Genomic DNA, 13054 nt, shown 5'->3' on the forward strand with positions numbered 1-13054 from the left:
TGCCACATACTCAGGCCGCGGCGAGCGTCAACGCCTGGAGCTTCTCCAGGCGCTCGCGCGATTCGTCGTCGAGAGGTGTGTAACTGACCAGGCGGGGCCCGGCCGTCGGGCCCAGCCAGAGATTGTTGTGCTCCAGGTGCAGCAGGCCCACATGGGCGTTGCGGATCAGCTTGGTCCTGCCGCCCTGGCTGACCACCTCATGGCGCGCCCACACCTCACGGAACTCCGGCGAGGACGTCTCAAGACGCCCCAGCAGCGCCTTCCACGCGGGCTCGGCGAGATGCTCGGCCATCGACGCCCGGAACTTCGCGGCGAGCACCCGGCTGGCGTCCGCGAGATCGGAGACCGCCGCCCGCCAGTCGTCGTTGGTGAAGGCCAGGATCATGCAGTTGCGGTCCTCCCGAGGCAGGGAGTCGAGGTCGCAGAACAGCCGTCCGTAGGTGCGGTTGTACGCCAGGATGTCGTAACGGCTGTTCATGACGCAGGCGGGAAGCGGCTCGAGCTGCTCGAGCAGCTGCCGCAGGGCCGGCGTGACGGTCGGGCACGGCGTGCCGGGCGCCGGATCGGTGGCGCCTGCCAGGGCGAAGAGATGGCTGCGCTCGCTCTGGTCGAGGAGCAGCGCGCGGGCGATGGCGTCGAGGACCTGCGGGGAGACCTGGATGTCCCTGGCCTGCTCCAGCCACGTGTACCAGGTGACACCCACGGCGGAGAGATGCGCGACCTCCTCGCGGCGCAGACCGGGAGTCCGCCGGCGACGGCCGCGCGGCAGCCCGACCTGCTCGGGCGTGATCCGCTCGCGACGGCTGCGCAGAAAGCCCGCGAGCTCATGCCTACGTACGTCGGTCTCCTGCACCATAGTCGCCATGCTCCCAGGGTGCCGAAACGCTCACACCATTGCCAGGTAGTGCTTGTACCAGGATAAAGAGACTCTGGTACCAGGCTCCACGGAGGACGATCGTCGATGACGTGAGTGAGACCAGTGTCCTTTCCCCAAATCCCGTCCGCGCCGCCGAAGCCGCCGGGCCACAGCTCGGCCCGCTCGGGCTGTTCACCGTGCTGCTCGGCGCGGCACTTCCGCTGATCGACTTCTTCATCGTCAATGTCGCCCTGCCGACCATCGAACACGACCTGGCCGCGGGCCCGGCGCTGCTGGAGCTGGTGGTCGCCGGTTACGCGCTCTCGTACGCCGTACTGCTCGTCCTCGGCGGACGGCTCGGCGACATGTACGGCCGCCGCCGGCTCTTTCTGATCGGCATGGCCGCCTTCGGACTGACGTCCCTGGCGTGCGGCCTCGCGCCGGACGCCTGGACGCTGGTCGGGGCGCGGGTCGCCCAGGGCGCCGCGGCCGCGCTGATGGTGCCGCAGGTACTGGCCACGATCCAGGCAGCGACGGCCGGCCCGCGCAGGGCCAGGGCGATGAGCCTGTACGGGGCCACGGCCGGACTTTCGATGGTCGCCGGGCAGATCCTGGGCGGCGTCCTGGTCGCGACCGACATTGCAGGCACCGGCTGGCGGGCGATCTTCCTGGTGAATGTGCCGGTGGCGCTGATCGGCCTGGTACTGGCGGCCCGCTCGGTCCCGAAGACACGCTCCGCCAACCCCGCGCCCGTGGACGTACCCGGCACGCTGCTGCTGACCGTGGCCCTGCTGACGCTGCTGGCGCCGCTGACGGAGGGACGGGCCGCGGGCTGGCCGCTGTGGACATGGGGCGCGCTGGCGGTGTTCCCGGTCGCGGCGGTGGCCTTCTACCGGGTGGAACGGCGAGCGGACCGGCAGGGGCGTACACCGCTGGTGCCGCCGAGCCTGTTCGCGCTGCTCTCGCTGCGGCGCGGGCTTGCGCTGGTACTGCCGTTCTCGATCGGCTTCGGCGGCTTCATGTTCGTGGTCGCGGTGGCGCTGCAGCAGGGGCTCGGGATGGGGGCCGTGGCCGCCGGGATGACGCTGGTGCCGATGGCGCTGGCCTTCTTCGGGGCGTCGCTGGCAGGACCGCGGCTGGTGGTGCGGTACGGCACCCGGATCGTACCGGCGGGCGGAGCGCTCCAGGCCGTGGGCGTCGCGGTACTGGCCCTGGCCGTCTGGCGCGGCTGGCCGGATCTGGGTTTCGTGGAACTGATGCCGGGCGTCGCGCTCGCCGGCTTCGGCCAGGGGCTCCAACTGCCGGTCATCTTCCGGATCGTGCTCTCCGAGATACCGGCGGAGCGGGCCGGGGTGGGCAGCGGTGTGATGGTGACGACCCAGCAGTCCGCACTGGCGCTGGGCGTGGCCACGCTGGGCTCGCTCTTCCTCTCGCTGGTCACGTCTGCGGGGATGCGTCAGGCGCTGACGGTCACGCTGCTGGTGCAGCTGGGGATGATCGTGCTGACGACGCTGCTGAGCCTGCGCCTGCCGCGCACGGTGAACTGACCCGGTGAACTGACCAACCGGGCTGCCCCGGACATGGCCGTGGGCCCGGACCGCACCACGCGGTCCGGGCCCACGGTTGTGATCAGGCCTGGTTCTCCTGCGGCTCCTCGGGCGTGCTGCCGCCCTCGGCACGCTCGCGCATCTTGCGCACCAGCTGCTGCTTCTGGTCGGCGGCCGCCTTGCGATCGGCGTTGCGCGCGGGACCGTTGCCCTGCTGGTCGGCGCGCGACAGCTTCTTGCGCTGTCCGCCCACGCCGAGGAGGTTGTTCCGGCTCTTGGCCATGGGGTTCTCCCATTTATGGTGAGAAGTGACTGGGGAATCGTCAGACGGGGGCGGGAGTCGACCGCCGCCCTCTCACTCGTAGATCGGGAGATACGCATACATGCGGGCCACGGTACCCCGCCGGGGACAGTGGGGACACCTGGTTTGTTCGCGCTGGCCGCGCGGGCGAACTGGTCGAGCAGATGCGGAAGATCATCAGGCGCTCGGGTCCACCGTCGCCTGGTGTGCCTCGACGAGGTGCTCCTCGGCTTTGAGCCAGGGCAGAAACTGCGCCCCCTTGCGCCAGCCACAGGTGTCGCAGGTCAGCGTCCGCTGCAAGCCTGATTTCTGTACATGCACGACATGCTCACGGCCGTGCTGATCCCATCTGCTGACCTTGCTTGTGGTCATGGACGGCATCGTTCCTCCTGGTGACGAGTGCGCCCAGTGTGCAGCACGTTCAACATCAACGGCACCACCTTGTCGAGCTGTTGCTCCAGGCGTCGCCCGCCGGGCGCTCAGGCGCCACCTTCCAGGAAGCGGAGTACCGCCAGCACCCTGCGGTGATCTGCGCCGACGCGCGGCAGGTCGAGCTTGGCGAGGATGCTGTTGATGTGTTTCGCGACGGCGCTTTCGCTGATCACCAGCCGGTCGGCGATTCCGGCGTTGGAGCGGCCCTCCGCCATCAGCGCGAGCACGTCCCGTTCGCGCTCGGTCAGCCGCTCCAGCGGATCGCTCTGCCGCCGCACCAGGAGCTGTGCGACGACCTGCGGGTCGAGGGCGGTTCCGCCCTCGGCGACCCGTCGCAGCACTTCGATGAACTCCTCGACATCCGCTACGCGTTGTTTGAGGAGGTAGCCGATGCCGCTGGTGTTGGCGGCGATGAGCTCGGCGGCGTACCGCTCCTCCACGTACTGCGACAGCATCAGGACGGCGGTGTCCGGCCACTGCTGTCTGATCCGGAGTGCGGCCCGTACGCCTTCGTCGGTGAAGCCGGGCGGCATCCGGACATCGACGACGGCTATGTCGGGTCGGTGTTCCCCGACCGCGGTCAACAGCCCTTCGGCGTCACCGGTTTCCGCGACGACCTCGAATCCGGCCATCTCGAGGATCTTGACCACGCCGACCCTGAGCAGGAGGGAATCCTCGGCGATCACAGCGCGCACGGCAGCTCCACGGTCATGACGGTCGGGCCCCCGGTGGGGCTGCTCATGCGGAAGGTCCCGTCGACGGACCCCACGCGTTGGGCGAGTCCTTTGAGACCGGTGCCGCCGGCCGGATCGGCGCCGCCCGCGCCGTCGTCGGCGATGACCACCCGCAGTATCTCGCCCAGTCGGGACACGGTCACATCGGCACGGGTCGCGTGCGCGTGCTTGGCGATGTTGGTGAGGGCCTCGGAGGCGACGAAGTAGGCGACTGCTTCGACGGCGGGGGCGGCTCGCTGCGGCAGGTCGACCCGTAGCCGTACGGGCAGTGGCGCGCGGGCGGCCAGGCCGGAGAGGGCTGCGTCGAGGCCGAGTTCGTCGAGTACGGACGGGTGGAGGCCGCGCACGAGATGGCTGAGTTCCTCGATCGACTCCTTGGCTTCGCGGTGTGCGTCGTCGATCACTTGCCGTACCTCGGGCGGCAGGTCCTTGAGTGTCACTTTGGCGATCCCGAGGTTCAGCGCCAGGGAGACGAGCCGTTGCTGGGCGCCGTCGTGGAGATCGCGTTCGATGCGGCGGCGTTCGGCGTCGGCGGCGTCGACGGCTCCGGCCCGGCTTTCGGTGAGGTCTTCGACGCGCTGCTCGAGTTGCTCGGCCCGGGTGTCCCTGAGGAGGGTGGGGGCGATGCGGTTCTCCAGCCGTACCAGAGCTCCGGCGAGGCTCGGCACGCCGGCCAGTGCGACCGTGCCGGCGGCCATGACGTAGGCGGCCTGGGTGGTGTAGCCGGGGTGGCCGGTCCGCCAGTCCACCGGCAGCAGCATGATCCAGGCGTAGATGGTGGTGGCGGCCGCGCCGGCCACCAGGAGCGCGAGGACGAGCAGTTCGAGTATCCCGAGGCAGGGCCCGGCGAGGCAGTTGTACGCGAACTGCCTTCTCGCCACGGCGAATCGGAGCCGGGGCAGATCCACGCCGCACAGTTCGCGATAGCGCCATCGGTGGGCTTCGGTAAGGCCGAATCCGGCGATGGCGATCAGGGCAACGGGGATGGGAAGGATCACCGGGGCGTCGGAGGAGGTGCCGTTGAGGGTTGCGACGGCCAGTCTCGCGGCCCAGAGGAACAACGGTGCTGTGACGAGGTGCAGGAGCATCCCGGAGGCGATGAAGGACATGTCGCGCCGCAGCCGGGTGAGGGAGCGGCGGAGCCGGGGCGGGATGGTCATGATCAAACCGTATGTGGTGGGCATGTCCGGCCGCCATGAAGCCTGTTGCCGGTTCCGGGGTGCAAGTGGTGCCACCCCAAGTCGGCAAGCAGTGTTACTGACTGTGACTACCCGGAACAGGAGTGTTGATCACGAGCCCGAAGGCCGGGTTCGTGACTGCCGAAAGAGGCGCGCTCCATGGCTCTCATCGCCTTCGACTCCCCTGCCAACACTGCCTGGTTGCCCAGGTGGCAGGGCCGGTTGCTGACCGGCGCGGGCCTGGCTCTGCTGCCCTGGACGGGGTTTCTGGCGGCGACGCTTCCGCCGGGCGAAGCGGCGGCGTGGGTGGCGCTGGATGCTCTGGAGGCGGCCTGTCTGCTGACGGCGGGCAGTCGGCTCGTACGGGGTGGTGGCGGCCATCGGGCGGCGGCGGCCGGTGCCGCGCTGCTGCTGGTGGCCGATGCCTGTGCGGACCTGCTGACGTCGGCGCCGGGCGCCGAGCTGGCGCAGGCGGTGGCGCTGGCGGTGTGTGCGGAGCTGCCGCTGGCGGCCCTGTGCATGAACCTTGCCGTACGGACACATGCGAGGGCCGGCCGGGCTCCTGGCCCGGCCGGCCCTCGAACGTCAGCGAGCGTTCAGCAGCCGAGCAGACGGCTGCCCAGGTAGCCCTGGATCTGGTCCAGGGAGACGCGCTCCTGCTTCATGGTGTCGCGCTCGCGCACGGTGACCGCGTTGTCGTCGAGGGTGTCGAAGTCGACGGTGACGCAGTACGGCGTGCCGATCTCGTCCTGGCGGCGGTAGCGGCGGCCGATGGCGCCGGCGTCGTCGAACTCGATGTTCCAGTTCTTGCGCAGGTCGGTGGCGAGGCCCTTGGCCTTCGGCGACAGCTGCGGGTTGCGGGAGAGCGGCAGCACGGCGACCTTGACCGGCGCGAGGCGCGGGTCGAGGCGCATCACGGCGCGCTTCTCCATGACGCCCTTGGCGTTGGGCGCCTCGTCCTCGTTGTACGCGTCGAGGAGGAAGGCGAGCATGGCGCGGCCGACACCGGCGGCGGGCTCGATGACGTACGGGGTCCAGCGCTCGCCGGCTTCCTGGTCGAAGTACGACAGGTCGTGGCCGGAGGCCTTGGAGTGCGCGGAGAGGTCGTAGTCGGTGCGGTTGGCGACGCCCTCGAGCTCGCCCCACTCGCTGCCGCCGAAGCTGAAGCGGTACTCGATGTCGGCGGTGCGCTTGGAGTAGTGGGAGAGCTTCTCGGCCGGGTGCTCGTACCAGCGCATGTTCTCCTCACGGAGACCAAGGTCGCGGTACCAGTTCCAGCGCTGCTCCATCCAGTATTCCTGCCACTGCTCGTCCTCACCGGGCTTGACGAAGAACTCCATCTCCATCTGCTCGAACTCGCGGGTGCGGAAGATGAAGTTGCCGGGAGTGATCTCGTTCCGGAAGGACTTGCCCATCTGCGCGATGCCGAACGGCGGCTTCTTGCGCGAGGTCTGCTGCACCTGGCCGAAGTTGGTGAAGATGCCCTGCGCGGTCTCGGGGCGCAGGTAGGCGACCGAGCCGGAGTCCTGCGTCGGGCCGAGATGCGTGGAGAGCAGGCCGGAGAAGCTCTTGGGCTCGGTGAAGGTGCCCTTGTTGCCGCAGTTGGGGCAGTTGAGGTCGGCGAGGCCGTGCTCGGGGGCCTTGCCGTGCTTCTCCTCGTACGCCTCTTCCAGATGGTCCGCGCGGAAGCGCTTGTGACAGGAGGTGCACTCGGTGAGCGGGTCGGTGAAGGTGGCGACGTGACCGGAGGCCTCCCAGACCTCGCTGGCCAGGATTACCGACGAGTCGATACCGACGACGTCCTCGCGCGAGGTGACCATGTAGCGCCACCACTGGCGCTTGAGGTTCTCCTTCAGCTCGACACCCAGCGGCCCGTAGTCCCAGGCGGCGCGCTGACCACCGTAGATCTCGCTGCACGGGTAGACGAAGCCACGGCGCTTGCTCAGGTTGACGATGGTGTCGATCTTGTCGGCGGCCACGGTGCTCTCTTCATTACGACGACGACGAACGGCGAATGCTCCAGGTTACCGGCGGCCGCACCCCCTGGATCAAATCGGTTCCGGGTACGGGGGGCTCAGCAGCTTTGTTGACAATCGTTTCCAGTTTTGTTGAAAATGACTGTCATGAACGTACGCCGCCTCATACCCACCGCTGCCGCCGCCGGAGCTGTCACCCTCGGCCTCATGGCCGTCTCCGCCTGCTCCAGCTCCAATACCGCCGACGGCAGCAGCGGCGGCAAGCTGAAGGTGGTGGCGTCGTTCTATCCGATGCAGTACCTCGCCGAGGAGATCGGCGGCGACCATGTCTCCGTCTCGACCCTCACCAAGCCGGGCGTCGAGCCGCATGAGCTGGAGCTCAAGCCCCGCCAGACCGCCGAGCTGAACGAGGCGGGCTACATCCTCTACCTCAAGGGCATCCAGCCCGCCGTCGACAAGGCCATCGCCCAGTCCGAGGCGAAGAACAAGGTCGACGCCGCCGGTCTCACCAAGCTCGAGCACCACGGCACCGAGGGTGGCCACAGCCACGAGGGCGAAGAGGCCGGCCACGACGAGCACGGGCATGCGGGCGAGGGCGAGGCGGGCGCCGACCCGCACATCTGGCTCGACCCGGTGAAGTACGCCGAGGTCGCCAAGGGCGTCGGAAAGTCCCTCGAGAAGGCCGACCCGGACCACGCCGCGGACTACAGGAAGAACACCGACGCACTGGTCACGAAGCTCGACGGGCTGAACCGCACATACCAGCAGGGCCTGAAGAACACGGCCACCAAGACCTTCTTCACCACCCACTCCGCCTTCGGCTACCTCGCCGAGCGCTACGGCCTGGACCAGGAGGGCATCGCGGGCATCGACCCCGAGTCCGAGCCCAGCCCGGCCCGTATCAAGGACCTCCAGGCCATCGCGAAGAAGGACAAGGTCACCACGGTCTTCTTCGAGACGCTCGCAAGCGACAAGACCGCCAAGACCCTCGCCAAGGACGCCGGACTGAAGACGGACGTCCTCGACCCGCTCGAAGGAATTACGGACAAGTCCAAGGGCGCCGACTACATCGAGGTGATGCAGTCCAACCTCGCCGCGCTGCAGAAAGCTCTCGGCGCGAAGTGACATCGATCGGTACGCACACACCGGAGGCCCGAGACATGGAGCCCGTCATATCCGTCCGCGGGGCTCAGGCCACGCTCGGCTCGCGCCCGGTACTGCGCGGCATCGACCTCACGGTCCAGCGCGGTGAGGTCGTCGCCCTGCTCGGCGCCAACGGCTCGGGGAAGTCGACGGCCGTGCGTTCCGTGATCGGTCAAGTGCCGCTCACCGGCGGCGAGATCGCCCTGTTCGGCACGGAACTGCGCCGCTTCCGCGAGTGGGCGCGCATCGGTTACGTACCGCAGCGCACGACCGCCGCGAGCGGTGTGCCCGCGACGGTGCGCGAAGTCGTCTCCTCGGGCCGGCTGTCGCGTACGAGACTGGGCCGGCAGTCCCGCGCGGACCGGGCCGCCGTCCAGCGCGCCATCGAACTCGTCGGGCTCACCGACCGCGCCAAGGACTCCGTGAACGCGCTCTCCGGCGGCCAGCACCAGCGGGTCCTCATAGCCCGCGCGCTCGCCTCCGAGCCCGAACTGCTGATCATGGACGAGCCGATGGCGGGCGTCGACCTGGGCAGCCAGGAGATCCTCGCCGGAACACTGCGCGAGCAGGTCGCGGCCGGGACGACAGTCCTGCTGGTCCTGCACGAGCTCGGACCGCTGGAGCCCCTGATCGACCGCGCGGTGGTGCTGCGCGACGGCTGTGTGGTCCATGACGGGCCGCCGCCGAAGGCCGTGGGCCAGCATGCGCTGCCCGGCCATGACCACGTACATCCGCATGCGGCCGACGAGCCGCTCCGCACGGGACTGCTGACCTGATCATGGAAATCCTCGACACTGCTTTCATGCAGCGGGCGCTCATCGCGGCCGTGCTGGTCGGCATCACGGCACCCGCCATCGGCATCCATCTGGTGCAGCGCCGCCAGGCCCTGATGGGCGACGGCATCGGCCATGTCGCGATGACCGGTGTCGGCCTCGGCTTCCTGCTGTCGACCAACCCGATCTGGATGGCGACGCTCGTCTCGATCGTGGGCGCAGTCACCATGGAACTGATCCGGATGTACGGACGCACTCGCGGCGATATCGCGCTGGCGATGCTCTTCTACGGCGGTATGGCCGGCGGTGTGCTGCTGATCAACCTCTCGGACACCGGCTCCACGGCCAATCTCAGCTCGTTCCTGTTCGGCTCGCTCTCCACCGTCTCCGATGCGGACCTCACCGCGATTCTGCTGCTGGCCGCCTTTGTGGTGCTGGTCTCGCTGGGGCTGCGCAGGCAGTTGTTCGCGGTCAGCCAGGACGAGGAGTTCGCGCGGGTCACCGGTCTGCCGGTGCGTGCGCTGAATCTCCTGATCGCGGTGACCGCGGCGGTCACCGTCAGTGTGGCGATGCGGGTGGTCGGGCTGCTGCTGGTCAGCGCACTGATGGTGGTACCGGTGGCCGCGGCGCAGCAGATTACGCGGTCCTTCAAGGCCACGTTCGCGCTGGCGGTGGGGATCGGTGTGACGGTCGCGCTGGCCGGAACGACCACCTCCTACTACCAGGATGTGCCGCCGGGCGCGACGATAGTGCTGCTCGCCATCGGCATCTTCGTGGTGCTGACCGCACTCGCCACACCCCTGGCGAGGCGGCGTGCGCGCACACTGGAGGCGAGCGGGGCGGAGTGCACCGCGGACATGCCCGGCACACGACGGCCCGGCGACGACGTCAAGGTCTGAGTTCAGGCCTGGCAGAATGGCCCGACATATGTGCGGGGCGAACGAGGAGGCACCTGTGGCGACGGCGCCAACCGGCGGAAATGCAGCCCCAGTGCGGGGCCGGTCGACCCGGCAGCGGACCGCGGTTGCGGCGGCGCTCGACGAGGTGGACGAGTTCCGCAGCGCGCAGGAGCTGCATGACATGCTCAAGCACCGCGGCGACTCGGTGGGCCTGACGACGGTCTACCGCACGCTGCAGTCGCTCGCGGACGCGGGCGAGGTGGATGTGCTGCGCACGTCCGACGGCGAGTCGGTGTACCGGCGCTGCTCGACCGACGACCACCATCACCATCTGGTGTGCCGGGTCTGCGGAAAGGCCGTCGAGGTCGAGGGGCCTGCGGTGGAGCAGTGGGCGGAGACGATCGCGTCGCAGCACGGGTACGTGAATGTGGCGCACACCGTGGAGATCTTCGGTACGTGCGTGGAGTGCGCGAGCTCCTCGACGGAGGGCTGACCGGCCGCCCACGGCGCGGCCCCGGGGTACAGGCGCCAGGCGCCCGGGCGCGCCCCGAGGCGGGGCACGCACCGTTGGAGGCGTCAGGCCCCACCGCCCAGTGTCGCCGGTCCGGGTGATTGCTCCCCGGACCGACCGACTGCCAGCATGGACCTGTGCAAATGGTCCCGAGCTGGGTATGGCAGGGCGGTCCGGTTCGCAGGGCAGTGAGCATCGGCCTTCCGGCCGGTGTCTTCCTCGGACTTTTCGTGCTCGCCGAGTCCGGGTCATGGCTGGGCGCAGCCGTGGCGGCCCTCTTCCTCATCCCCGTCTGTGGAATCAGGACGGCCCGCCGGATGAGCAGAGCCTGGCCCGGAGCCAATGACCTGGACTCCGCCGACCGGGTAGCGGTGGTTCGCGCAACCCGACGTGGTGAGGACATCGGCGATGCCCGACTCGCGCCCGCCGTCATCGACTACAGCGGCGCGCTGCGGGCAGCCCGGGAACGAGACCGCCTCCTCCCATGGGTGATCCTGCTCTTCGCCGGACTCGCTGTGGCCCTCGCGCTGAGCGACACCCTCACGGGATCAACCCGGGAAGCCATGGTGTCGTGGCTGTGGGTCGCGATCTTTCTCGCAGAACTGATCTGGTGGCCCAGGGAGCAGGCTCACATCATGTCCAACGCGGAACAGGCGGAGAGGTCGGCCCGTCACGTACTGCGACAGAGCCCGCTCGACGAGTGAGACAAGCTGCCGATCCCGCGGTTCACGCAGACGTGCCCTCGGGCCGCCCCCGCATCGCCTCGAGCTCCTCGTTCGGGATCGCGCCGCCGAAGCGGCGGTCGCGCTGCGCGTACTCCAGGCAGGCACGCCAGAGATCGCGGCGGTCGAAGTCCGGCCACAGCACGTCCTGGAACACCATCTCGGCGTAACTGCTCTGCCAGATCAGGTAGTTGGAGGTGCGCTGCTCGCCGCTCGGGCGCAGGAACAGGTCCACGTCCGGCATGTCCGGGTAGTACAGGTACTTGGCGAAGGTCTTCTCGTTGACCTTGGACGGGTCCAGCCTGCCCGCCGCCACATCGCGCGCGATGCCCTGCGCCGCGTCCGCAACCTCCGCGCGGCCGCCGTAGTTGACGCAGAAGTACAGCGTCATCCTGTCGTTGTCCTTGGTCTGCTCCTGGGCGACCTGGAGCTCCTGGACGACCGACTTCCACATCTTCGGCATCCGGCCGACCCAGCGGATACGGATGCCGAGTTCGTCCATCTCGTCGCGGCGGCGCCGGATGACGTCCCGGTTGAAGTTCATCAGGAAGCGCACCTCGTCGGGCGAGCGCTTCCAGTTCTCGGTGGAAAAGGCGTACAGGGAGAGGTTCTTGACGCCCATCTCGATGCAGCCCTTGAGTACGTCGAGGACGACGCCCTCGCCGACCTTGTGCCCCTCGGTGCGCGGCAGCCCGCGCTCCTTGGCCCAGCGGCCGTTGCCGTCCATGACGCACGCCACATGGTTCGGCACCAGCTCGCCCGGGATCTTCGGCGGGCGCGCGCCGGAGGGGTGCGGCTCGGGGACCTTGTACTCGCGGCGGGACCGGCCCAGGATTCCGCGTCGTGCCATGCGGTTCACATCTCCTATTTCTCTACTTCGACGTATCTCAGCGAGCGCAGGCCGCGCTCCAGGTGCCAGTGCAGATAGGCGGACACGAGCCCGCTGCCCTCCCTGACGTGGCGCGCCTCGCACGCGTCCGCCGTCGGCCAGTCACCGGTCAGCAGCGCGCTGAGCAGCCCGATGGCCTCCGCAGAGGGTACGACGCTGCCGGGCACCCGGCAGTCGCCGCATATGACGCCGCCGGCGGCGACGGAGAAGAACCGGTTCGGCCCGTGCAGGCCGCATTTCGCGCAGTCGTCGAAGCTGGGTGCGTAGCCGTTGACGGCGAGGGAGCGCAGCAGGAACGCGTCGAGGACGAGATTCGGGGCGTGCTCGCCGCGGGCGAGGGTGCGCAGGGCGCCGACGAGGAGGAGGTACTGCTGGACGGCGGGCTCGCCCTCGTGGTCGGTGAACCGTTCGGCGGTTTCCAGCATGGCGGTGCCGGCGGTGTAGCGGGCGTAGTCGGTGACGATGGCGCCGCCGTACGGAGCGATGGTCTCGCTCTGGGTGCAGAGCGGGAGCCCGCGGCCGACGAGTTCGCTGCCGCGCGCGAAGAACTGCACATCGACGTGCGAGAAGGGCTCGAGCCGGGCACCGAACTTGGACTTGGTGCGCCGGACGCCACGGGCGACGGCACGGACGCGGCCGTGACTGCGGGTGAGCAGCGTGATGATGCGGTCGGCCTCGCCCAGTTTCTGGGTGCGGAGGACGACGCCGTCGTCACGGAACAGGCTCATGCGGTCATTGTCCCGTACGGAGCGCCGCCCACCGCCATCGGATGGTCAATCCTCCACGCGCTCCTCAAGGCGTACGGTCACCGAGTCTCCGGCCTCCTTGCCGATCGCCTTGCGTACGTCGGCCTTGACCGGCAGCTTGTGCGTGCCGTCGCCCAGAGCCATGAAGGAGCTCCGGAACGGGTGACCGTCAATCGTGCCCCGGACCTTGACCAGGCCCCGGGTGCCGAAGTACTCGACCGACTCGGGCCACACCAGATAGGTCCAGCCGCCCTTCGCAGGGCTCTTCTGCAGCGTTGCGCTGAATTGTTTGTCCATGCAGATATGACGGCGCGAGGCGGCCGAACTCATCGCACCCCTCTGGATGC

Annotated in this window: 16 protein-coding genes; 7 read left to right on the forward strand and 9 right to left on the reverse strand. The window is 69.0% G+C overall.

Going from position 1 to position 13054, the window contains the following annotated elements; genetic code table 11:
* Window positions 1–10: 10 nt before the first annotated feature.
* Window positions 11–865, reverse strand: coding sequence for a helix-turn-helix transcriptional regulator (locus tag AB0D12_RS13485; protein WP_362680776.1), 855 nt, complete (start codon window positions 863–865; stop codon window positions 11–13).
* A gap of 179 nt (window positions 866–1044) precedes the next feature.
* Here AB0D12_RS13485 and AB0D12_RS13490 point away from each other — a divergent pair, with 179 nt between their 5' ends.
* Complete coding sequence (locus tag AB0D12_RS13490) at window positions 1045–2403, forward strand: MFS transporter (protein WP_362681282.1); 1359 nt, start codon at window positions 1045–1047, stop codon at window positions 2401–2403.
* Between the two features lie 82 nt (window positions 2404–2485).
* Here the strand turns inward: AB0D12_RS13490 and AB0D12_RS13495 are convergent, their stop codons facing one another.
* From AB0D12_RS13495 to AB0D12_RS13510, 4 genes are all read right to left on the reverse strand, one after another.
* On the reverse strand, window positions 2486–2686 hold the full coding sequence (locus tag AB0D12_RS13495) for a DUF6243 family protein (RefSeq protein WP_362680779.1): 201 nt from the start codon (window positions 2684–2686) through the stop codon (window positions 2486–2488).
* Window positions 2687–2881: 195 nt separating this feature from the next.
* Window positions 2882–3085, reverse strand: a complete 204-nt coding sequence (locus AB0D12_RS13500; protein ID WP_362680782.1) for a hypothetical protein — start codon at window positions 3083–3085, stop codon at window positions 2882–2884.
* Between the two features lie 98 nt (window positions 3086–3183).
* Window positions 3184–3831 (reverse strand): response regulator transcription factor, encoded by a 648-nt coding sequence (locus AB0D12_RS13505; protein WP_362680785.1) that lies wholly within the window; start codon window positions 3829–3831, stop codon window positions 3184–3186.
* Window positions 3819–5030 (reverse strand): histidine kinase, encoded by a 1212-nt coding sequence (locus AB0D12_RS13510; protein WP_362680788.1) that lies wholly within the window; start codon window positions 5028–5030, stop codon window positions 3819–3821. Before AB0D12_RS13510 ends, AB0D12_RS13505 begins: the two co-directional genes overlap by 13 nt.
* 177 nt (window positions 5031–5207) lie before the next feature.
* Between AB0D12_RS13510 and AB0D12_RS13515 the strand changes: the two genes are divergently transcribed.
* Entirely contained in the window at window positions 5208–5675 is a 468-nt protein-coding gene (locus AB0D12_RS13515) for a hypothetical protein (protein WP_362680791.1), read from the forward strand.
* On the opposite strand, the gene AB0D12_RS13520 is transcribed toward AB0D12_RS13515, so the two are convergent.
* Window positions 5645–7027, reverse strand: a complete 1383-nt coding sequence (locus tag AB0D12_RS13520; RefSeq protein WP_362680794.1) for a glycine--tRNA ligase — start codon at window positions 7025–7027, stop codon at window positions 5645–5647. The genes AB0D12_RS13515 and AB0D12_RS13520 overlap by 31 nt on opposite strands.
* 144 nt (window positions 7028–7171) lie before the next feature.
* Between AB0D12_RS13520 and AB0D12_RS13525 the strand changes: the two genes are divergently transcribed.
* The 5 genes from AB0D12_RS13525 (at window position 7172) to AB0D12_RS13545 (ending at window position 11054) form a co-directional block, all read left to right on the forward strand.
* Window positions 7172–8149 carry a metal ABC transporter substrate-binding protein gene (locus tag AB0D12_RS13525; protein WP_362680797.1) on the forward strand — a complete coding sequence of 326 codons (978 nt, stop codon included), beginning with the start codon at window positions 7172–7174 and terminating at the stop codon, window positions 8147–8149.
* A 35-nt stretch (window positions 8150–8184) separates the two neighbouring features.
* On the forward strand, window positions 8185–8943 hold the full coding sequence (locus AB0D12_RS13530; RefSeq protein ID WP_362680800.1) for a metal ABC transporter ATP-binding protein: 759 nt from the start codon (window positions 8185–8187) through the stop codon (window positions 8941–8943).
* A gap of 2 nt (window positions 8944–8945) precedes the next feature.
* On the forward strand, window positions 8946–9839 hold the full coding sequence (locus AB0D12_RS13535; RefSeq protein ID WP_362680803.1) for a metal ABC transporter permease: 894 nt from the start codon (window positions 8946–8948) through the stop codon (window positions 9837–9839).
* 55 nt (window positions 9840–9894) lie between these two features.
* Window positions 9895–10332, forward strand: coding sequence for a transcriptional repressor (locus tag AB0D12_RS13540; RefSeq protein ID WP_362680806.1), 438 nt, complete (start codon window positions 9895–9897; stop codon window positions 10330–10332).
* A 206-nt stretch (window positions 10333–10538) separates the two neighbouring features.
* Window positions 10539–11054, forward strand: a complete 516-nt coding sequence (locus AB0D12_RS13545) for a hypothetical protein (protein ID WP_362680809.1) — start codon at window positions 10539–10541, stop codon at window positions 11052–11054.
* A gap of 22 nt (window positions 11055–11076) precedes the next feature.
* On the opposite strand, the gene AB0D12_RS13550 is transcribed toward AB0D12_RS13545, so the two are convergent.
* The 3 genes from AB0D12_RS13550 to AB0D12_RS13560 are packed head-to-tail and all read right to left on the reverse strand — an operon-like array spanning window position 11077 to window position 13004.
* Window positions 11077–11922, reverse strand: coding sequence for an isoprenyl transferase (locus AB0D12_RS13550; RefSeq protein ID WP_362680812.1), 846 nt, complete (start codon window positions 11920–11922; stop codon window positions 11077–11079).
* 14 nt (window positions 11923–11936) lie between these two features.
* Window positions 11937–12689: a DNA repair protein RecO gene (recO, locus tag AB0D12_RS13555; protein ID WP_327323508.1), complete on the reverse strand. Its 753-nt coding sequence runs from the start codon at window positions 12687–12689 to the stop codon at window positions 11937–11939.
* A 45-nt stretch (window positions 12690–12734) separates the two neighbouring features.
* A complete protein-coding gene (locus tag AB0D12_RS13560; protein ID WP_362680816.1) occupies window positions 12735–13004 on the reverse strand; it encodes a DUF1905 domain-containing protein in 270 nt (89 codons plus the stop codon).
* Window positions 13005–13054 lie beyond the last annotated feature (50 nt).

Origin of the sequence: Streptomyces sp. NPDC048479, assembly GCF_040651435.1 — a bacterium.
In the GTDB taxonomy this organism is placed as follows: domain Bacteria; phylum Actinomycetota; class Actinomycetes; order Streptomycetales; family Streptomycetaceae; genus Streptomyces.

Excerpts from the sequence above, each read along its gene's own strand:
- AB0D12_RS13485 (WP_362680776.1), bottom strand. The coding sequence starts at position 865 with ATGGCGACTATGGTGCAGGAGACCGACGTACGTAGGCATGAGCTCGCG.
- AB0D12_RS13495 (WP_362680779.1), bottom strand. The coding sequence starts at position 2,686 with ATGGCCAAGAGCCGGAACAACCTCCTCGGCGTGGGCGGACAGCGCAAG.
- AB0D12_RS13500 (WP_362680782.1), bottom strand. The coding sequence starts at position 3,085 with ATGCCGTCCATGACCACAAGCAAGGTCAGCAGATGGGATCAGCACGGC.
- AB0D12_RS13510 (WP_362680788.1), bottom strand. The coding sequence starts at position 5,030 with ATGACCATCCCGCCCCGGCTCCGCCGCTCCCTCACCCGGCTGCGGCGC.
- AB0D12_RS13515 (WP_362680791.1), top strand. The coding sequence starts at position 5,208 with ATGGCTCTCATCGCCTTCGACTCCCCTGCCAACACTGCCTGGTTGCCC.
- AB0D12_RS13525 (WP_362680797.1), top strand. The coding sequence starts at position 7,172 with ATGAACGTACGCCGCCTCATACCCACCGCTGCCGCCGCCGGAGCTGTC.
- AB0D12_RS13530 (WP_362680800.1), top strand. The coding sequence starts at position 8,185 with ATGGAGCCCGTCATATCCGTCCGCGGGGCTCAGGCCACGCTCGGCTCG.
- AB0D12_RS13535 (WP_362680803.1), top strand. The coding sequence starts at position 8,946 with ATGGAAATCCTCGACACTGCTTTCATGCAGCGGGCGCTCATCGCGGCC.
- AB0D12_RS13550 (WP_362680812.1), bottom strand. The coding sequence starts at position 11,922 with ATGGCACGACGCGGAATCCTGGGCCGGTCCCGCCGCGAGTACAAGGTC.
- recO (WP_327323508.1), bottom strand. The coding sequence starts at position 12,689 with ATGAGCCTGTTCCGTGACGACGGCGTCGTCCTCCGCACCCAGAAACTG.
- AB0D12_RS13560 (WP_362680816.1), bottom strand. The coding sequence starts at position 13,004 with ATGGACAAACAATTCAGCGCAACGCTGCAGAAGAGCCCTGCGAAGGGC.